At 63.6% G+C, this 18,640-nt stretch carries 15 protein-coding genes and 1 pseudogene; 5 read left to right on the top strand and 11 right to left on the bottom strand.

The window, feature by feature from the left end:
- Positions 1–65 precede the first annotated feature (65 nt).
- The 7 genes and pseudogenes from AC6H0R_RS10080 to AC6H0R_RS10050 form a co-directional block, all read right to left on the bottom strand.
- Positions 66–1,025 (bottom strand): FecR domain-containing protein, encoded by a 960-nt coding sequence (locus AC6H0R_RS10080; RefSeq protein ID WP_497581230.1) that lies wholly within the window; start codon positions 1,023–1,025, stop codon positions 66–68.
- Entirely contained in the window at positions 1,022–1,537 is a 516-nt protein-coding gene (locus AC6H0R_RS10075) for a sigma-70 family RNA polymerase sigma factor (protein ID WP_497581229.1), read from the bottom strand. Before AC6H0R_RS10075 ends, AC6H0R_RS10080 begins: the two co-directional genes overlap by 4 nt.
- 422 nt (positions 1,538–1,959) lie before the next feature.
- The gene (locus tag AC6H0R_RS10070) at positions 1,960–2,154 is read right to left on the bottom strand and encodes a hypothetical protein (RefSeq protein ID WP_497581228.1); all 195 of its coding nucleotides are present in this window, start codon (positions 2,152–2,154) and stop codon (positions 1,960–1,962) included.
- The gene (locus AC6H0R_RS10065; RefSeq protein ID WP_497581227.1) at positions 2,154–2,309 is read right to left on the bottom strand and encodes a hypothetical protein; all 156 of its coding nucleotides are present in this window, start codon (positions 2,307–2,309) and stop codon (positions 2,154–2,156) included. Before AC6H0R_RS10065 ends, AC6H0R_RS10070 begins: the two co-directional genes overlap by 1 nt.
- A 502-nt stretch (positions 2,310–2,811) precedes the next feature.
- Positions 2,812–2,967 carry a hypothetical protein gene (locus AC6H0R_RS10060; RefSeq protein ID WP_497581279.1) on the bottom strand — a complete coding sequence of 52 codons (156 nt, stop codon included), beginning with the start codon at positions 2,965–2,967 and terminating at the stop codon, positions 2,812–2,814.
- Positions 2,968–3,027: 60 nt separating this feature from the next.
- A pseudogene (locus AC6H0R_RS10055) lies at positions 3,028–3,189 on the bottom strand (DUF4124 domain-containing protein); the annotation flags it as partial.
- 69 nt (positions 3,190–3,258) lie between these two features.
- Complete coding sequence (locus AC6H0R_RS10050) at positions 3,259–3,996, bottom strand: S-methyl-5'-thioinosine phosphorylase (RefSeq protein WP_497581226.1); 738 nt, start codon at positions 3,994–3,996, stop codon at positions 3,259–3,261.
- A 143-nt stretch (positions 3,997–4,139) separates the two neighbouring features.
- Between AC6H0R_RS10050 and typA the strand changes: the two genes are divergently transcribed.
- On the top strand, positions 4,140–5,954 hold the full coding sequence (gene typA, locus AC6H0R_RS10045; RefSeq protein WP_497581225.1) for a translational GTPase TypA: 1,815 nt from the start codon (positions 4,140–4,142) through the stop codon (positions 5,952–5,954).
- A gap of 111 nt (positions 5,955–6,065) precedes the next feature.
- Here the strand turns inward: typA and galU are convergent, their stop codons facing one another.
- The 4 genes from galU to smc form a co-directional block, all read right to left on the bottom strand.
- Complete coding sequence (gene galU / locus AC6H0R_RS10040; protein ID WP_497581224.1) at positions 6,066–6,941, bottom strand: UTP--glucose-1-phosphate uridylyltransferase GalU; 876 nt, start codon at positions 6,939–6,941, stop codon at positions 6,066–6,068.
- 21 nt (positions 6,942–6,962) lie between these two features.
- Positions 6,963–9,311 carry an NAD-dependent DNA ligase LigA gene (gene ligA, locus AC6H0R_RS10035; RefSeq protein WP_497581223.1) on the bottom strand — a complete coding sequence of 783 codons (2,349 nt, stop codon included), beginning with the start codon at positions 9,309–9,311 and terminating at the stop codon, positions 6,963–6,965.
- A gap of 11 nt (positions 9,312–9,322) precedes the next feature.
- Positions 9,323–10,447 (bottom strand): cell division protein ZipA, encoded by a 1,125-nt coding sequence (locus AC6H0R_RS10030; RefSeq protein WP_497581222.1) that lies wholly within the window; start codon positions 10,445–10,447, stop codon positions 9,323–9,325.
- A gap of 92 nt (positions 10,448–10,539) precedes the next feature.
- The gene (smc, locus tag AC6H0R_RS10025) at positions 10,540–14,064 is read right to left on the bottom strand and encodes a chromosome segregation protein SMC (RefSeq protein ID WP_497581221.1); all 3,525 of its coding nucleotides are present in this window, start codon (positions 14,062–14,064) and stop codon (positions 10,540–10,542) included.
- 102 nt (positions 14,065–14,166) lie between these two features.
- Between smc and dapC the strand changes: the two genes are divergently transcribed.
- From dapC to dapE, 4 genes are all read left to right on the top strand, one after another.
- Positions 14,167–15,369, top strand: a complete 1,203-nt coding sequence (gene dapC / locus AC6H0R_RS10020) for a succinyldiaminopimelate transaminase (protein WP_497581220.1) — start codon at positions 14,167–14,169, stop codon at positions 15,367–15,369.
- A 26-nt stretch (positions 15,370–15,395) separates the two neighbouring features.
- Complete coding sequence (dapD, locus tag AC6H0R_RS10015) at positions 15,396–16,217, top strand: 2,3,4,5-tetrahydropyridine-2,6-dicarboxylate N-succinyltransferase (protein WP_497581219.1); 822 nt, start codon at positions 15,396–15,398, stop codon at positions 16,215–16,217.
- Positions 16,218–16,285: 68 nt separating this feature from the next.
- Positions 16,286–17,446 carry a PilT/PilU family type 4a pilus ATPase gene (locus AC6H0R_RS10010; RefSeq protein ID WP_497581218.1) on the top strand — a complete coding sequence of 387 codons (1,161 nt, stop codon included), beginning with the start codon at positions 16,286–16,288 and terminating at the stop codon, positions 17,444–17,446.
- A gap of 45 nt (positions 17,447–17,491) precedes the next feature.
- Positions 17,492–18,640 (top strand): succinyl-diaminopimelate desuccinylase, encoded by a 1,149-nt coding sequence (dapE, locus tag AC6H0R_RS10005; protein ID WP_497581217.1) that lies wholly within the window; start codon positions 17,492–17,494, stop codon positions 18,638–18,640.

Raw genomic sequence — 18,640 nt, 5'->3', positions numbered from 1 at the left:
CGTACACCGCATGAGGAAGAGAAAAGGTATCACCCGGCGGCAAGAATACTTTCAGACATCCGCGGTCAGCCAACCGGCTCCAGCGAAACCCACCAGCGAGAAAAGCTCGCGAGTCGGACGGGCAGGGAGCGCACCAGCAGATTGAGGCTCTCTTCGGGGTCATCCAGCGCGAACACGCCAGATACTGCGAGTGTGGCCACGGCATCGTTGCAGCCCAGGTGTCCGCGCCGATAGGGCGCAAGCCGGGCCAATACCTCTCGCAGTGGCATCTCGCGCGCCACGAGCAGGCCGTGCTCCCACTGTGATGAGCCCGGTGCAAGTGCCGTGGGGGTGCCAATGACGCGTGTATCGAACAGCGTTTGCTTGCCTGCAGGCAATGCCAGTTTGCTCCCGCCGGCGGTGGCGATCTGAAGGGCGCCTTCGAAGACCGAAACGTGCGTAATCGATGCATCGGTGCGTACCGAGAAACGCGAATTCGTCGCCTGCAGATGACCGTGGCTGGTTGCAAGCAGCAAGGGCGATGCAGTTTGCAGCGGGGTTCGTGGTGTGGTCAGCAGGATCTCGCCCTGCAGCAGTTCGAGACGCTGCGCTCCGTTATGAACCGAGCTTCTGAGCGCACTGCGGGCGTTCAGGATCAGTGCTGTGCCGTCGGTCAGATTCATGCTCCGTCGCTCGGCGGTCGCGGTACGGATGTCCGACCGCAGCATGAGTCGGGCCTCCGGGGCCAGCAATAAGCCGAGCGGGGCGCTTACACCCAGCGCAGCCAGCCCGCCCAAAACCCGCCGACGGGCGATGCGGTCAGCCTGGGCGAGGGTGCGATGTGCCATGCCGGAAGGAATCCTGCGCACGGTATCGATCAAGGACTCGGCACGGGCCCAGGCCGCTGCATGTTCGGGGCTGCGCCCACGCCAGCGTTCAAAGGCCCCACGCAGGGCTGTGGAGTCCTCCGACTGCAGGCGCATGAGCCAATCCACGGCTTCGCCGAGCAGCTCCGGGGCAATCCGGGAAGGCATATCGTGTTTCATGCTTCAAGCAGGCTCGGGGCGTCGAGACATGCCAGCAGTGCCTTGCGCATGTGTCGCTTTACGGTAATCAGAGAGGTGCCGAGCTGTTCGGCGATTTCGACGTAGGACAGGCCATCGACCTGACCGAGCAGAAACACGGCACGCGTACGCGCTTCCATGCCGTGCAGCAGTGCATCGAGCTGCATCAAGGCGTCGAGCGCCAGCATGCGCTCTTCAGCTGACGGCGCAAACTCGGGAGCGATGTGGGCGAGAGTGTCCAGATAGGCGCGCTCGACATCCTGGCGACGCCAGTAGTCGATGACCAAGCCTTTGGCGATGTGGGTCAGCAGCGCGCGCGGCTGCCTGAGGTCGGAAGGAAGCGGTCGGCACAGCAACCGCAGGAATGCGTCGTGGGATACATCGGCAGCGCGATGCGAGCAACCGAGCTTGCGTTGCAGCCATGCTCGCAGCCAGCCGCTGTGGTCTGCATACAGCTGACCGAGTGCTTCGGTTGGGGCGGATTTGGCTGACATGCGAAGTTCCGGAGAGGCGACAGAGAGGAAGGAATAATAACGATTCCTATTCTCTAGATCGTCGCAAACCCTGTCAATTCGTTCGCCAGTGCGGAGAGGGAGTGGTACGCACCAACAGATGATTCTTTAACTTAACATAATACAAATTATCGCGTTTTTCGGGGCGTGAAAGCCAAGGTGAAACCCCTGCAGCCTTGTCCACAAGGTAGTTCTTGTAGTTGACCTCATATCTCGGATTCCTCGGTTGTCCCAAAATCCGCGTCACCAGATGAATTTCAATCATCGGTACGCCCTCAGCAAGCAGCCTCAACTTCTCCGCCCGGATGCGCCTGTGCCAAGTCCTAGACGATGGCCGGGACATCCCACGGCGAACTCTCAGATGCCAGTAAAGATTTGACAGGCCTCTAGCCCATTCCGGAAGCTCAGTCATCGCGCAACGCCGGATCAGGGCCGAAACGACCGATGCAGCCGAACAGCTCGACCGCTTGTTTCCTGAAAGGCAAACGATGCTTCCAGTACCACGGGCCTACGATGCACAACCAGAACCGCCACCAATAGTGATAAGCGAAGCCCTGACGCCTTCGCAGCTCCCTCCAGGTCTCTTGCGTGTCATCCATCACAGATCCCCCGTAAGGGCCGTGACCGCCTCAACCTGGGCCAGCACACCCGGCAAGCCGAGCATGACGGCCTGCAAGGCCACCTGCGATTTCGTGACCCCTAGACAGTCAGCCGCCGCAGAAAGGGCCGCATCCAGCTTCGGCGAGACACTCATGGAAACCCGCTCGCGTGACGAAGTGCTACCAATCGGCAATTCTTCCATGAAGCGAACGTCGGGCGACTGTTCCTGTGTTCCCCCCGTTTTACTGTGGGGGGGGCATCGATCATCGCTGCCGATTGGCGACCGTTTGGTGACCGGTTGGCTCTGGAAGTTCCGAATGCCTGATTTCTTCATGATTGCACCGATTGGCAGCAAGCTGCTTCCGAATGGTTACCAGTTGGTACGGAAAAGGTACGCCCATACGTGCGCGGCGTCAATATGGCGGCAGGTGCGGCCGTCGGCCACAGTCCGCCGCCCTCACCTGCCACCCTCTGAACCGTGCGTAGCTTGGCAGCCGAAATGCCCCACGCAGCCGTCAGCCGTGCCGCGCTGCTGCGTGACAGGTGACCGCTATTCGACGACTTCGGGGCTTGGCAGAAAATGCGCTGGAACCGCGCAATACAAATTATCGCGTTTATTCGGATATCGGAGTGAGCAAAGACAAGGAGTACGACATCTAGAGCAGCGAGCACTTCAGCTCGTGCATCTGGGCGCGAACCTTGCGCCGATCTTCGGCAAGACGTTCTGTTGAGCGCTGGCGCGCCTGCCGATCAATGCTTTCGATCCGCTTGCGAAGCCGCTGGCATTGTTTGGGCTCTTCGGCCGTCTGCACGCCTCCGACGACGCCTGACTGGCGCTGGGGTGTGTTGTCCCGCCGTGGCGCTGGTGCAGTTGCTGGTGCTTGTGCCGGGCTAGTCGGGACGACCGTCAAGCGTTCCTTGAGCTCTCGTTGCTGGGAGGCCTGAGCACACGGATGACTTTGATAGACGGTCCCGGCTGCAGTGTCACATCGGAATACCTGTGCGTGAGCGGACGATGCGGCAAACAGGAACATGGCAAGTGCCAGAGGACGCATGAAAGTACCTCCCGTCAGAAGCCTCAGCGAATGCCTAGTGTGGCCTTGTCAGCAGACGCAGATGTGTTCGAGCACAGAGCGGACGCGCGTCATGGCGTCCTGCAGGACTTCTTCGATCTGCTGGAATGCGATTCCCGTCTCACTGTCGCCGCGACCCGCTGCGTAGTTGGCGACGACGTTGATGGCGGCATACGGGAGGTTGAGTTCGCGCGCGAGTGCGGCTTCCGGCATGCCGGTCATGCCGACGACGTCTGCGCCATCGCGTTCAAGTCGAACGATCTCTGCTGCGGTCTCCAGTCGCGGTCCCTGCGTGGTGGCGTATACGGCGCCGTCCAGCATGGGCTCCCCTGCCCGTTGGGCGGCCGTAAGAATGCGTTTGCGCAGGATCTCGTCGTAGGGATGGGTGAAATCGATGTGATGCACCGGCTCGTCGGGGCGGTCATAGAAGGTTCCTACCCTCCCCCATGTGTAGTCGATGATCTGGTGTGGAACGACCAGTGCGCCAGGCACGAGGTCGGAGCGGATCCCCCCCACCGAGGCAACTGACAGCACGCCGGAAGCGCCTGCTTCCCGCAAGGCCCAGATGTTGGCACGGTAGTTCACGACGTGCGGGGGGATGGTGTGACCGTAACCGTGTCGGGCTAGGAACAGCACGGGTTGGTCGCAGAGCCGGCCGAAAATGATCGGGCCGGATGGCTCGCCGTATGGCGTGCGCATGATCTCGCGCCGCGTGATGTCGAGCGATGACAGGCGGGACAGGCCGCTGCCGCCGATGATGGCAAGCATCCGATTCTCCAGGGAAAAACGGCGTCGATTCTAGCATGTGGGCCGCTGTGCCTTGCCTGCGCTGACGCGCAAGCGAAATGACTCACGGGAGATTCATGTCTCCATGCTAGAATCTCCGGTTTTTCAGACACTTCCAGGTTCCCATGTCACGCGCCATCCGCAACATCGCCATCATCGCCCACGTCGACCACGGTAAGACGACCCTCGTCGACCAGCTTCTCCGCCAGTCCGGCACCTTTGCCGCCCACCAGGCAATGACCGAACGGGTCATGGACTCCGGCGATATCGAGAAGGAACGTGGCATCACGATCCTTTCGAAGAACTGCGCGATCCAGTACGGCGAAACCCACATCAACATCGTTGATACCCCGGGGCACGCCGATTTCGGTGGTGAGGTGGAGCGTGTGCTCTCGATGGTCGATAGCGTGCTGCTGCTTGTTGATGCGCAGGAAGGCCCGATGCCGCAGACGCGCTTCGTGACCCGCAAGGCGCTGGCGCTGGGCCTCAAGCCCATCGTCGTGGTGAACAAGATCGACCGTCCGGGCGCGCGTCCGGACTGGGTCATCGACCAGACGTTTGACCTCTTCGACAAGCTCGGTGCAACCGAAGAGCAGCTCGATTTCCCGGTGATCTTCGCTTCCGGTCTGAACGGCTTTGCGATGGAAAAGCTCGGCGATGAGCGCACTGACATGCGTCCGCTGTTCGAAGCCGTCCTCAAGCACGTTCCGGCGCCGGAAGTGGATGCCGATGGCCCGCTGCAACTGCAGATCTGCTCGCTCGACTATTCGACCTACATGGGTCAGATGGGTATCGGCCGTATCAAGCGCGGTCGCATCCGTCCGAACCAGGAAGTCGTCGTGATGTACGGCGAAGAAAACCGTGGCAAGGGCAAGGTCAGCCAGATCCTGACCTTCAAGGGCCTTGAGCGCTCGCCTGCCGAATTCGCCGAAGCCGGCGACATCGTGCTGGTGGCCGGTATCGATCAGGTCAACATCGGCGTGACTCTGTGCGATCCGGAAAAGCTTGATGGCATGAAGCCGATCGCCGTCGATGAACCGACGCTGACGATGAACTTCATGGTCAACACCTCCCCGCTCGCCGGTCGTGAAGGCAAGTTCGTGACCAGCCGCCAGATCCGTGAGCGTCTGGAAAAGGAACTGCTCAAGAACGTGGCGCTGCGCGTGAACTACACCAGCGACTCGGACGTGTTCGAAGTGTCCGGCCGTGGCGAACTGCACCTCACCATCCTGCTCGAGAACATGCGTCGTGAAGGCTTCGAGATGGCCGTCGGTCGCCCGCGCGTTGTCTTCAAGGACATCGACGGCGTGAAGTCCGAGCCTTATGAAATGCTGACGGTGGACGTCGAGGAAGACCACCAGGGCGGCGTGATGGAAGAGCTGGGACGTCGTCGCGGCGAGCTGCAGGACATGCAGCCGGACGGCAAGGGGCGTGTTCGCCTTGAGTACCGCATTCCGGCGCGCGGCCTGATCGGTTTCCAGGGTGAATTCCTGACCATGACCCGCGGTACGGGCCTGGCCAGCCACGTGTTTGACGACTACGGTCCGATGGGCGGTGCGATGAGTGAGCGCCGCAATGGCGTGCTGGTCTCGCAGAATGATGGCGCGGCCGTGGCATTTGCGCTGTGGAACCTGCAGGATCGTGGCCGCATGTTCGTCAGCCCGGGTGAAGCGCTGTACGAAGGCATGATCATCGGCATCCATAGTCGCGACAACGATCTGGTGGTGAACCCGATCAAGGGCAAGCAGCTGACCAACGTTCGCGCCTCGGGCACTGACGAAGCTGTGCGCCTCGTGCCGCCGATCTCGCTCACGCTGGAATCGGCCATCGAGTTCATCGCCGACGATGAGATCGTCGAGATCACGCCGAAGAACATCCGCCTGCGTAAGCGTCACCTGAAGGAAAGCGACCGCAAGCGCGCGTCCAAGGCTGAGGCCTGATTCAGGCTTGTAGTCCAGACCCTGCAAATGAAAAATGGCGCCGTGAGGCGCCATTTTTCATGGGGGAAACGAATTCGCTGCCGGCAGTTTCCTGCAGAAACCGCCCGGTGTTCAGCTACGGTTGGCGAGATAGTTGCCGAATTCGTCCTTCACCTCAGGGTGGCGCAGGGCGAGCTCGACTGTCGCCTTCAGATAGCCGATTTTCGAGCCACAGTCATAGCGCGTGCCGTTGAATTCGTAGGACAGTACCGCCTCTTCCTTGAGCAGCGCTGCGATGCCGTCGGTGAGTTGCAGTTCGCCGCCTGCGCCCGGCTTGATTGCGCGGATGTGATCGAAAATGCGCGGAGTCAGAATGTAGCGGCCAACCACGGCCTGCGTGCTCGGGGCATCTTCGGCCTTGGGCTTTTCGACGATGCCCGATACGCGCATCACCTGCCCGTCCTTGCCTTCGGTGCTGACGATGCCGTACTGGCGAGTGTGCTCACGCGGTACGTTCATCGTGCCCAGCACCGAACAACGGTGGTAGTTGTAGACCTCGACCATCTGCTGCATCACCGACTTTCCGTCGGGGTTGTCGAGCAGGTCATCCGCCAGCAGCACGGCAAAGGCTTCGTCGTCATCAATCACATGCGAGGCGCACAGCACCGCATGCCCAAGGCCCAGCGCTTCGGCCTGACGGATGTAGATACAGTTCACGTTGGACGGCACCGTGCCCCGCACCAGATCGAGCAGCTCCTTCTTGCCACGCGCCTCCAGTTCGGTTTCGAGCTCGTAGGCCTTGTCGAAGTGATCTTCAATGGCGCGCTTGGTACGCCCGGTGATGAAGATCAGATCGGTGATGCCGGCCGCCACGGCCTCCTCCACCGCATACTGGATCAGCGGCTTGTCGACGATGGGCAGCATCTCCTTGGGGCTGGCCTTGGTAGCGGGCAGGAAGCGCGTGCCCATGCCGGCAACGGGGAAAACAGCTTTGGTGATCTTCTTCATGGTGCGTCCTTGGTGCGTGCTTCAGGATTGGCCGAGCAGTGCGAGCAGCCCCGTCTCGTCGAGCACGGGAATGCCGAGTTCCTCGGCCTTGGCGAGTTTCGAGCCGGCTTCCGCGCCGGCCACGACGTAATGCGTTTTCTTCGACACCGAGCCGGCAACCTTGCCACCCTGCGCTTCAATCCGATCTTTGGCGTCGTCGCGGGTCATGGTCGGCAGCGTACCGGTGAGGACGAAGGTCTTGCCAGCCAGCAGCCCTTGCTGACCCGCGTCCGACGCGGTGCCAATGATCAAGCTCAGGCGCGCAAACTCATCCAGCAGCTCGGTCGCCTCGCCGCTGCGGATGCGCTCAAGTACCGCTGCCGCCTGGCGCACGGACAAGCCACTCTCGTCGGCCAGCCGCCCTGCTGTCCAGGCGTCGTCGCGCAAGTCTGTCAGTGTCGGGTGCAGTTCCGCAACACGCTCTTCGCTGCGCTTGCCAAGGCCGTCGGCGACGACCCCGATGCTGCCATCCTCGTCGCTGATCTGCAGCGGGCGCAACACGGCAAGCACCGCCGCGGCGCTCACCGTGGCGGGCGCGCGTTCCAGCACCGGGTTGCGAATGCCGGATTTCGGGGCGAGCAAGTCAGCGAGCACCTCGCGGTTCGCCCCGTCCTCGAAGAAGCGCTGCACGTTCAGTGCGCTTGCGAGGCCGATGTCCGGTACCAGTTGCAGGCTGGCCAGCGTTGCCCGACCGAGGGCATCGATCGAGCCATAAAATCGGGCCAGTTCGCGTGCGGAGGTTTCGCCGATGCCGGGAATCCCCAGTCCGAACACCAGCCGCTCCAGCGATACCTCGCGACTTTGCCGGATGGCCTCATGCAGGTTGCGCGCCGAGACCTCGGCAAAGCCGTCCAGCGTCTGCAGTCGCTCAGGAGTCAGCGTGTAGAGGTCAGCCGGACTCTTCACCCAGCCCCGATCCACCAGCTGATCGACGATTTTCTCGCCCAGTCCATCAATATCCACGGCCCGACGGCCGGCGAAATGCAGCAGTGCCTGCTTGCGCTGGGCGCTGCAGTGCAGTCCGCCCGAGCACTTGATGACGGCCTCACCTTCGGTTGCGACCGTGGCTGAGCCGCACACCGGACAGTTCGGATGGCGCTCGATGATGTGAAAGCGCGGCAGCTCCGCCGTGCGTCGTTCCAGCACTGGCCCGACCACTTCCGGAATGACGTCTCCTGCCCTGCGCACGATCACCCAGTCGCCGATGCGTACGTCCTTGCGGTCGATCTCGCCCTGGTTGTGCAGCGTGGCGTTGGTCACGGTCACCCCGCCGACGAAGACCGGCGCGAGTCGCGCCACAGGCGTCAGCGCACCGGTGCGTCCGACCTGTACCTCGATGTCGAGCAGTTCGGTCATTTCCTCCTGCGCCGGATACTTGTGCGCCACGGCCCAGCGCGGCTCCCGGCTGACAAAGCCGAGTTCGTCCTGCAAGCCGAAATCGTCGACCTTGTAGACGACGCCGTCGATGTCATACGGCAGGCTGTCGCGCAAGGCGCCGATACGGGCGTGGAAGGCGATCAGCCCGTCGGCGCCGTCCGACATCGCGCGGTGCTCGCACACCGGCAGGCCAAGTTCGGCGAGGCGTTCGAGCATGGCCAGCTGTGAGTCGCCGAGGTCGATGCCGCGATGCTCACCGACGCCGTAGGCGAAGAAGGAAAGCGGCCGCTGTGCCGCGATGCGCGGGTCAAGCTGACGTACCGCGCCGGCTGCGGTATTGCGCGGGTTGATGAACTCCTTTGCTCCGGCTTCGCGCTGGCGCGCGTTGAGGCGTTCGAAGTCGTCGCGGCGCATGTAGATCTCGCCGCGCACTTCGAGCACTTCCGGAGCCGCACCCTGCAGCCGCAGGGGAATCTGGCGAATCGTGCGCACATTGTGTGTCACGTCCTCGCCAGTGCTGCCATCGCCGCGTGTTGCCGCGCGCACCAGCACGCCCTGTTCGTAGCGCAGATTGATCGCCAGCCCGTCGAACTTGAGTTCGGCCAGGTAGCGCACGGGGGGTTCGATCGGCAGGAGCTTGAGGGCATTGCGCACCCGCGTGTCGAACGCGCGCGCGCCGTTCTCGCTGATGTCGGTCTCGGTGCGGATGGACAGCATCGGAACGGCATGTGGCACCGGCTTGAGTTCTGGTGCCGGCGCGCCACCCACACGTTGCGTGGGCGAATCGGGCGTGCGCAATTCAGGTTGCGATTCTTCCAGTGCCTGCAATTCGCGGAAAGCGCGGTCGTACTCGGCATCCGGCACGGTCGGTGCGTCAAGCACGTAGTAGGCGTGATTCCAGGCGTCGAGGCGTTCTCGCAACTCGCGAACGCGCGCGGCGGCAGTGCTGCTCATTGCCGCTCCGTTCAGGCCGAGAACAGGCGTGCGGCCAGCGCGCCTCCGGGCGGGATGCTGCCCTCCTCCATCTGCGCCTGGATGCGCTGGATCTGGCGGCGGATCACTGCGGCCTCGTCGGGGCCGAAGGGTGCCCGGTTGTCGTCGACGATGTCGCCGTCGAGCGATTCGGCCATGACTTCGGCAATGCGCATCATCGAATCGAATACCGTTGCGCCGTTGGCGACCAGCGGCACGTCGATGATGAAGGTCATGCCGTGGGTGTACAGCTCGCCCATGCTGCTGGCGTCGAACAGTTCGGTTTCGTGGTTGCTCAGCATGAACAGCGGCCGGCCTTCTGCGTCGCTGGAGTGGAAGCTGCCATCATCGGCCAGATGCATGCCGCAGGATTCGGCCAGGGCGCGGATGCGCGCACCGGGAAACGGCGCACGCGGCGCGACCAGATTGATGCCGACCTGCACGTCCACGCTTGCGCACAGCTTGTCGGTGTCGGCCGCATTGGACAAAGCCACCGAACGCGCCGGTGCGTTGGCCGGCACGGCGAGGAACTGATCGGCCACACGCTGCACGCCTTCGGTAAAGCTGCGGAATTCATGTTCGTCGACGGCGCCTCGACGGTCGACCATCTGCAGCGCTACGCACAGCCAGTGGAAGTCCCCGGCGCTGTGCGGCGTGAGCGCATGCCAGTGATTGTCTCCGTCGTCGAAACCAAACCAGCGCACGGCCTTGGAGATGTCCCGCAGCTGTTCGCTCTGGGCGGTCCAGAAACGTGCGATATCGAGTTGTTCGATGGCCTCAATGCAGATGATGCAATCCACCCGCGGATCCAGATCGCGCGGAATCTGAGGCAAGGCATGTCGGCCGGTGGGCTGTTCGTCATCGCGCAGGTCTTCGGCCGGCTCCATCGCATCGACGATCGGCTCGAACTCGTCGTCGGCCTCCACGGTGTCGCCGTCCAGACTCGGTTCGATCCGGCGGCGCGGCGCGGCGCCAAGCAGCACATCGGGATGGTCGGAACGGAAGGTGGATTCCGCGAGCTTGCGGTGCTTGCGCTCCTGCCACTTGTTGTAGGCAAGAATGCCGACTACGGCGGCGATACCAAGTGCGATCAGGCCAATCTGCAGTTCGCTGTCCATCGTTGTTCCTGTTAGTGATTCCGTAAGCGATCGGAATCGTCCCGCCCGCGGGCGGTATTACCTTTACGTGCGCCCTGAATTTGTCGCGCTCGTCATGCAGCAGCCGGTTCGGCCAGGCGCAAGGCCGCTTCCATGTCTACTTCGACGACCCGCGAGACGCCCTGCTCCTGCATGGTCACGCCGACCAGTTGCTCGGCGATTTCCATCGTGATCTTGCTGTGGCTGATGAAGACGAACTGCGTCTGCGCCGACATGCGCCGCACCATATTGCAGTAGCGTTCGGTGTTCGCATCGTCCAGTGGTGCATCCACTTCGTCAAGCATGCAGAACGGAGCCGGGTTGAGCTGGAACATCGAGAATACCAGCGCGATCGCGGTCAGCGCCTTCTCACCGCCCGACAGCAGGTGTATCGAGCTGTTTTTCTTGCCTGGCGGTTGCGCGACGATCTGGATGCCGGCATCCAGGATTTCTTCACCGGTCATCACCAGTGCCGCCTGGCCGCCGCCGAACAGCTGAGGAAAGACTTCGCTGAAGTGGCGGTTGACGGTTTCGTAGGTCTGGCGCAGCTGCTCGCGCGTTTCGCGGTCGATGCGGCGGATGGCGTCTTCCAGCGTGCCGATGGCCTCGCTCAGGTCGTCGTTCTGGGCGTCGAGATAGCCGCGGCGCTCTTCTGCGCTGGTGACTTCGTCCAGGGCGGCAAGGTTGACCGGCCCGAGTTCCTCGATGTCACGCGCCAGCCGCGAGACTTCGCGGCTCAGCGTGGTCTCGCGCAGATCGTCACTGAGCAGCGGGCGCAAGGCTTCGATCTCGGCCTTGGCCTCGTCCAGACGCTCCACGAACTGCGCAGCAGCCATCGAGGCGGCCTGCACGGCCAGCCGCAGCTCGCCGATGCGCTCACGCAGCGGCGCTGCCGCGTGTTCGCAGGACAGCCGGTGCTCTTCGATTTCGCGCAGTCGTGCAGTCGCCTCCTCCTGCCCATTGCGGCAGGTGGCCAGCTCGGACTCGCGACGGCTGCGCAAGCCGAGCGCCTCCTGCAGTGCGGCTTCGCACCGTGAGACGTCCGTAGCAGCCAGCGTTTCCTCGTGGGTGTCGGTTTCGGCGGCAATGCGTGTGATCTGCTCGGCGGCCAGCGTTGCGGCGCGAGTGGCCTCTTCCCGCTTGGCCGCGCATTCGCGCAGGGAGAACTGGGCCTCTTGCGCTTCGCGGGCGGCGGATTGTTCCAGCACGCGAACTTCACGCAAGGACTGTTCGCGCTCAGAAAGCACTTCCTGCGCAGCCGACAACCGCTCCTGCTGCATGCCGGCGAGCTCGGCGCAGCGCTCATGTTCGGCTGTGGCGCGGGCGGCGTGAGCGTGTTCGGCTTCTTCCTGGCGCGTCAGGTCGGTCAAGTCGTGATTGATCTGGGCACGACGCTCACTGGCCCGTTCACCGGCCTGAACGAGCTTCAGCAATTCGACCTGCGCGCCATGCAGTTGCTGTTGCAGCGCCTGCGCGTCGCGGCGGGCGATATTGAGGCCGTCCTGCAGTGCTGCGGCGCGCGCTTCGCAGTCTGCGACGGCTGCATGGGTGGCATCGGCCTCTTCCTGCAGGGTCTCGATGCGGGCATCCAGGGTGTCGATTTCACGCTGGCGCTCGATCACTCCATGCGTACGGTCGTCCGGTGCGTGGTGACTCAGGGTGTTGCGTGTGAGGCTGCGCCCTCGTGGGTCGACCAGCATGCAGCCGGCTGTCAGCTCGGTCCGACGCGCGAGCCACGGCGTGAGCGAATCGACCGCAAACGCACTGCAAAGCCAGCCCGACAGCAAGGCGGACACGGCTGAATCCGCACTGCGCACGATGTCCGTGAGCGCGCGGGTGCCGGCTGGTGCAGCGGCCGGCACAGCGGTCGCATCGTCCGCAAAAGCCAGCGTCAGCGATGCCGGCGGCTGATCACCCAGCGTGGTGGCCGCGTGCTCGGCCTCCGCGCCGGTCAGCGCCGAGAAGCGTTCGCCCAGCACCGCTTCGACGGCCTGCTCCCAGCCCGCTTCGACCTCGATATGACGCCACAGTGGTGCCAACGAGGCCAGACCATGCTTCTGGAGCCAGTCGCCGAGTTTGCCGCTGGTCTGCACGCGAGCCTGCAACTGGGCCAGGGCCTCCCGGCGGGCGCGCTGTTCGGTGAGCGTGCGGCGGGCCGTCTGTTCGCGTGCAATGGCCTCTTTCAGTGCGGCCTGCGTATCGGGCCAGCGTGCCTGGTGCTCGGCGACCGTTTGCTGCAGCTCGCCAAGACGCTGTTCGAGTTCGGATACGACGGCTTCGTCGCGTGCGAGGGCTTCGGCGTCAGGGCCGGTGATGCGGCCAGCTTCTTCTTCCAGGCGAGCGCGACGCTGCGCGAGGTTGTCGAGGGCGCGCAGCGCGCTGGCGCGATGGGTTTCTTCCACGCGCAGCTTCTGCTCGGTGGCGGCCAGTTCGCGCCGTGCTTCGGCCACGGCAGCTTCAGCAGCGCTGCGCTCGGCCTCGGTCGCAGGCAGTCGCTCGGCAATCTCGGCATGACGCGCGGCGCTGTGTTCGGCGCGCTGTTCGGCGTTGTCGCGCAGCGCGTCCCAGCGCTCGCCGTCTTGCATTGCCGCGCGTTCGCGCGACTGCCAGTCGGCCAGCGAAGCGGCGAGTTCTCCGAGGCGCTGTTCAAGCCGGCTGCGGGTGTCATTGAGGTGGCGCAGTTCGCTGTCGAGCCGGCTCGCTTCGGCCGAGGCCGCGAACAGCACCGACTGGGCTTCCTGCGTGGCCTCCGAGCAGTGCTGATATTGCTCGCGCGCAGTTTCAACGGCAGTTTCGAGCTCGGCCAGACGTGCGCTGTCGGTCTCCAGCCGGGACGAGGTTGCAGCCAGTTCGCTTTCCATGCGCTGCTGTTCGTCACGCGCTTGCGTCAGCTTGAGCAACCACAGCAGTTGCTGGCGTTGTTCGTGGGCGGCGTGCAGCTCGCGGTAGCGGCTGGCGACGCGGGCCTGTTCGCGCAGGTGTTCGATGCGCTCGCCGAGCTCACCGCGGATGTCTTCGAGACGCGCGAGGTTGTCACGCGCATCCGACAGCCGGCCTTCGGTTTCCTTGCGGCGTTCGCGATATTTGGTGACGCCGGCGGCTTCTTCGAGAAAGCCGCGGATGTCTTCCGGGCGGGCCTCGATGATGCGCGAGATCATGCCCTGCTCGATGATGGCGTAGGCGCGTGGGCCCAGGCCGGTGCCGAGGAAGAGGTCGATGACGTCTTTGCGGCGCACCTGGGTGTTGTTGATGTGGTAGCTGGACTCACCACTGCGATCGAGCACACGTTTGACTGCAATTTCGGCATAACGCGACCACTGCCCCGCGGCGCGGCCTTCGGCATTGTCGAAGACGAGCTCGACGCTGGCGCGCTGTACCGGTTTGCGGGTGGTCGAGCCGTTGAAGATGACGTCGTGCATCGATTCGCCGCGCAGCGCGCTGGCGCGCATCTCGCCGAGCACCCAGCGCACCGCGTCGATGATGTTGGACTTGCCGCAGCCGTTGGGCCCGACTACGCCGACCAGATTGCCCGGCGTGACCACCGTGGTCGGGTCTACGAAGGTCTTGAATCCGGCGAGTTTGAGCTTGGCGAGTCGCACGTTTTCGGCTGCTGGAGCGGGTTCCGGGATGGCGCGCCATGATACCATTGCCGGCCTGTTTCGCCCGCCCGACATCCCTCTCGAAATGCTGCTGCCATTGCCGTGAATCCGAACCTGGACCGCCTCCACCCCTACCCGTTCGAAAAACTGCGCGAACTGCTCGATGGCGCTACGCCGTCGGCCGGACTTGCACCGATCCGTCTGTCCATCGGCGAGCCGCGTCACGCTACGCCGGCCTTCATCAAGCAGACTCTGGCTGACAACCTCGACGGTCTGGCGACCTACCCGACGACGCAGGGCTCGGATGCCTTGCGCGGCGCGATTGCGGCATGGATGAGTCGCCGTTATGGGCTGAAAGACATCAACGCGGCGACACAGGTATTGCCGGTTACCGGTACGCGCGAGGCGCTGTTCGCTTTTGCGCAGTGCGTGATCGACGCCAGCCGGCCGGGCGCCAAGGTGCTGGCGCCGAACCCCTTCTATCAGATCTACGAAGGCGCGGCCTTGCTGGCCGGTGCTGAAGCGCTGTTCATCAACAACCGCCCCGAGAACGACTTTGCCTCGGAGTTCGCGGATGTCCCCGAGAACGTGTGGCGTGACGTTCAACTGGTGTACGTCTGCTCGCCGGGCAACCCGACCGGGCGCGTGATGACGGTGGCCGAATGGGCCGAACTGTTCGAGCTGTCTGACCGCTATGGTTTCGTGCTTGCCTCGGATGAGTGCTATTCCGAGATCTACTTCGACGAGGCCAGCAAACCCGTGGGTGCGCTGCAGGCCGCGGAGCAGCTCGGCCGCAGCGACTTCCGCAACATCGTGATGTTCTCCAGCCTGTCCAAGCGCTCCAATGTGCCGGGGCTGCGATCAGGCTTTGTCGCGGGTGACGCAAAGCTGGTGCGCGCCTTCCACGCCTACCGCACCTATCACGGTTGCGCCATGAGCCCGGCGGTGCAGGCCGCCTCCGTTGCAGCCTGGAACGACGAGGCGCATGTCGAGGGGAACCGCCGGCTGTATCGCGAAAAGTTCGCAACGGTCACGCCCATCCTCGCGCCGTATCTGGATGTGCAGATGCCGGACGCGGGCTTCTACCTGTGGGCTGACGTACGCAAATGCGGGCTGTCGGACACCGAGTTCGCCCGCCGACTGGTGGCCGAATATAATGTGACGGTCCTGCCGGGCAGCTTTCTCGCCCGCGAATCCGGTGGCATCAACCCAGGCGCGGGTTTCATCCGCATCGCGCTGGTGGCCGAAACCACTGAATGCATCGAAGGCGCAGAGCGCATCGCCGCGCTGTGCCGTTCCCTGTAAACCGAAGAAACGGAAATCCCCAATCCATGTCCGCACTGCAGAAGATCATCGACGACGCCTTCGAGGCTCGCGCCACCCTCTCCCCCTCCTCCGCTCCGGCCGAAATCCGCAACGCGGTGAATGAAGTGCTCGCCGGCCTCGACGCAGGCACGCTGCGCGTGGCCGAGAAGCTCGACGGCAAGTGGGTCGTCAATCAGTGGGTCAAGAAGGCGGTGCTGATCTCCTTCCGTCTGTCCGACAACGAAGCGATGCCGGGTGCGTCCACGCAGTATTTCGACAAGGTCCCGACCAAGTTCGCCGACTACACGCCGGAGCAGTTCCGCGAGGGCGGTTTCCGCGTCGTGCCGCCGGCGGTTGCGCGTCGTGGTTCCTTCATCGGCAAGAACGTGGTGCTGATGCCGTCCTACGTGAACATCGGTGCCTATGTGGACGAAGGCTCCATGGTCGATACCTGGGCCACCGTCGGTTCGTGCGCGCAGATCGGCAAGAACGTGCACCTGTCGGGTGGCGTGGGTATCGGCGGCGTGCTGGAGCCGGTGCAGGCCGGCCCGGTGATCATCGAGGACAACTGCTTCATCGGTGCCCGCTCGGAAATCGTTGAAGGCGTGGTCGTCGAGGAAAACGCGGTAATCTCGATGGGCGTGTACATCGGCATGAGCACCCGCATCTATGATCGTGAAACCGGCGAAGTGCATTACGGCCGTGTGCCGGCCGGTTCGGTGGTGGTGCCGGGCAGCCTGCCGTCGGCTGACGGCAAGTACAGCCTGTACTGCGCCGTGATCGTGAAGAAGGTGGACGCCCAGACGCGTTCCAAGACGGCCATCAACGAACTGCTGCGCGGCGCCTGAGCGCCCTGCAGACCGCCGCATGACCCGCGGGGGCGACAAGCCCCTGCCCCTGCAGGAGTGTGCCAGCGATGATTTTCGACAAACTGTTCCAGCTGATGTCCGAGAAGAAGGCTTCGGACATCTTCATCAGTGCAGGCGCCCCGATCCACATCAAGGTTCAGGGCCACACCATGCCGATCAACCAGCAGATCATGGACCCCGCCATGATCCGCAAGATGGTTGAGGAACTGGTTACGCCGGAGCAGCTCGAGCGCTTTGATCAGGATCGTGAGCTGAACGTCTCGCGCGGCGCGCGCAACATCGGCAACTTCCGAATCAATATCTTCTGGCAGCGCAACAGCATCGCGGTGGTGGTGCGCTTCATCCAGGGCGACATCCCGACGCTCGACACACTCGGCCTGCCCTCGGTGCTGGCCGAGACGGTGCTGGAAAAGCGTGGTCTGGTGCTGGTGGTGGGTTCCACCGGTTCGGGCAAGTCGACCACGCTGGCGTCGATGATCGACCACCGCAACCGCAACCAGTCCGGCCACATCCTGACCGTCGAAGACCCGATCGAGTATCTGTTCTCGCACAGCAAGTCGGTCGTCAACCAGCGAGAAGTCGGCATCGATACCCATAGCTGGCATGACGCGCTGCGTAACGCCATGCGTCAGGCCCCCGATTGCATCCTGATCGGTGAGATCCGCGACCGCGAGACCATGCAGGCCGCGCTGGCCTACTCGCAGACCGGTCACCTGTGTCTGGCCACGCTGCACGCCAACAACGCCTATCACGCGCTCAACCGCATCGTTAACTTCTTCCCGCTCGAGAACCGCTCGCTGCTGTATCTCGATCTGGCCGTGGCGCTCAAGTGCATTGTCTCGCAGCGTCTGGTGCGCAAGCCCGACGGGCTGCGCGCGCCGGCCGTCGAGATCCTGATGAACACCCGCCACATCGGTGAGTTGATCGAAGCCGGTAATCTCAACGAGATCAAGGAAGCCATGGAGCAAAGCCTGTCGCCGGGGTCGCAGACTTTCGAGCAGGATCTGTACCGCATGTACCGCGAGAAGCTCATCAGCCTGGATGAAGCGCTGGCTAACGCCGACTCGCCGAGCAACCTGCACTGGCTCATCAACAATGCCCAGGTCAAGGAGGCCCGCGGTGGCAACAAGCCGCGCAGTGGTGATGGTCCCAGCGCTGGCTCCTTCAGCGGCTTCACGCTCAATACCGAAGACTCGCCTCAGCAATGAGGCATCCCTCCGGCACGTGCCGGAGGGCATCCAACGAACAGACCCATGTCCGCATTTGCCGCATCACCTACCCTCGAACTCGCCCGCGCGCTGATCTCGCGCAATTCGGTCACCCCAGAAGACGCAGGTTGTCTGGCCTTGATCGAGCAACGCCTTGCCCCACTTGGTTTCCGCTTTGAGCGCATCGACGTCGGTGGCGTCAGCAACCTGTGGGCGCGCCGCGGTACGGCTGCACCAGTGTTGTGCTTTGCCGGCCATACCGATGTGGTGCCGACTGGCCCGCTCGACAAATGGGATTCCGATCCCTTCCAGCCCGAGATCCGCGACGGCAAGCTGTACGGTCGCGGCGCGGCCGACATGAAGACTTCACTGGCGGCCTTTGTCACCGCCATTGAGGCGTTTCTGGCCGATCACGCCGACCACGCGGGCTCCATCGCGCTGTTGCTCACTTCCGACGAAGAAGGCATTGCCACGCATGGCACCGTCAAGGTTGTCGAGGCCTTGGGCGCACGCGGTGAGACGCTGGACTACTGCATCGTCGGCGAGCCGACTTCGGTCAAGACGCTTGGCGACATGATCAAGAACGGTCGCCGCGGTTCGCTCTCCGGCACCATGCGCGTGAAGGGCAAGCAAGGACATGTGGCCTACCCCCATCTGGCGACCAACCCGATCCACGCTTTCGCCCCAGCACTGGCCGAACTGGCTGCCACGCACTGGGACGACGGCAATGAGTTCTTCCCGCCGACGACCTTCCAGGTCTCCAATATCCACGCCGGTACGGGCGCCAACAACGTCATTCCCGGCGAATGTGAAGTGCTGTTCAACTTCCGGTTCGCCTCGGTCACCACAGCCGACGAACTGAAAGCGCGGGTGCATGAGATCCTCGCCCGTCACGGCGTCGAATACACCATCGACTGGCATCTGTCCGGCAAGCCCTACTTGACCGGGCGCGGCGATCTCGTTGCTGCCCTGTCCGGTGCGATCCGCGACATCTCCGGCCTCGACACCGAGCTGTCGACCACCGGTGGCACGTCTGACGGTCGCTTCATCGCCGACATCTGTCGTGAAGTCGTCGAGTTCGGCCCGATCAACGCCACCATCCACCAGCTCAACGAGTGCGTACCGGTCGATTCCATCGAACCGCTGTCGGCGATCTACGCCCGCACCCTGAAGAACCTCCTTGCGAAGCCCTGA

It is taken from the genome of Pseudazoarcus sp. NS36 (assembly GCF_059703705.1).
The sequence above is the reverse complement of the archived record's forward strand: the minus strand, read 5'-3'. Positions and strand labels throughout refer to the sequence as shown.

Coding starts and splice junctions, on each gene's coding strand:
- dapE (WP_497581217.1), top strand. CDS start 17,492: ATGTCCGCATTTGCCGCATCACCTACCCTCGAACTCGCCCGCGCGCTG.
- AC6H0R_RS10030 (WP_497581222.1), bottom strand. CDS start 10,447: ATGGACAGCGAACTGCAGATTGGCCTGATCGCACTTGGTATCGCCGCC.
- AC6H0R_RS10075 (WP_497581229.1), bottom strand. CDS start 1,537: ATGTCAGCCAAATCCGCCCCAACCGAAGCACTCGGTCAGCTGTATGCA.
- AC6H0R_RS10050 (WP_497581226.1), bottom strand. CDS start 3,996: ATGCTTGCCATCATCGGCGGCAGCGGCCTGTCCCGCCTGTCATCGCTC.
- ligA (WP_497581223.1), bottom strand. CDS start 9,311: ATGAGCAGCACTGCCGCCGCGCGCGTTCGCGAGTTGCGAGAACGCCTC.
- dapD (WP_497581219.1), top strand. CDS start 15,396: ATGTCCGCACTGCAGAAGATCATCGACGACGCCTTCGAGGCTCGCGCC.
- AC6H0R_RS10070 (WP_497581228.1), bottom strand. CDS start 2,154: ATGGATGACACGCAAGAGACCTGGAGGGAGCTGCGAAGGCGTCAGGGC.
- typA (WP_497581225.1), top strand. CDS start 4,140: ATGTCACGCGCCATCCGCAACATCGCCATCATCGCCCACGTCGACCAC.
- galU (WP_497581224.1), bottom strand. CDS start 6,941: ATGAAGAAGATCACCAAAGCTGTTTTCCCCGTTGCCGGCATGGGCACG.
- AC6H0R_RS10080 (WP_497581230.1), bottom strand. CDS start 1,025: ATGAAACACGATATGCCTTCCCGGATTGCCCCGGAGCTGCTCGGCGAA.
- AC6H0R_RS10010 (WP_497581218.1), top strand. CDS start 16,286: ATGATTTTCGACAAACTGTTCCAGCTGATGTCCGAGAAGAAGGCTTCG.
- AC6H0R_RS10065 (WP_497581227.1), bottom strand. CDS start 2,309: ATGAGTGTCTCGCCGAAGCTGGATGCGGCCCTTTCTGCGGCGGCTGAC.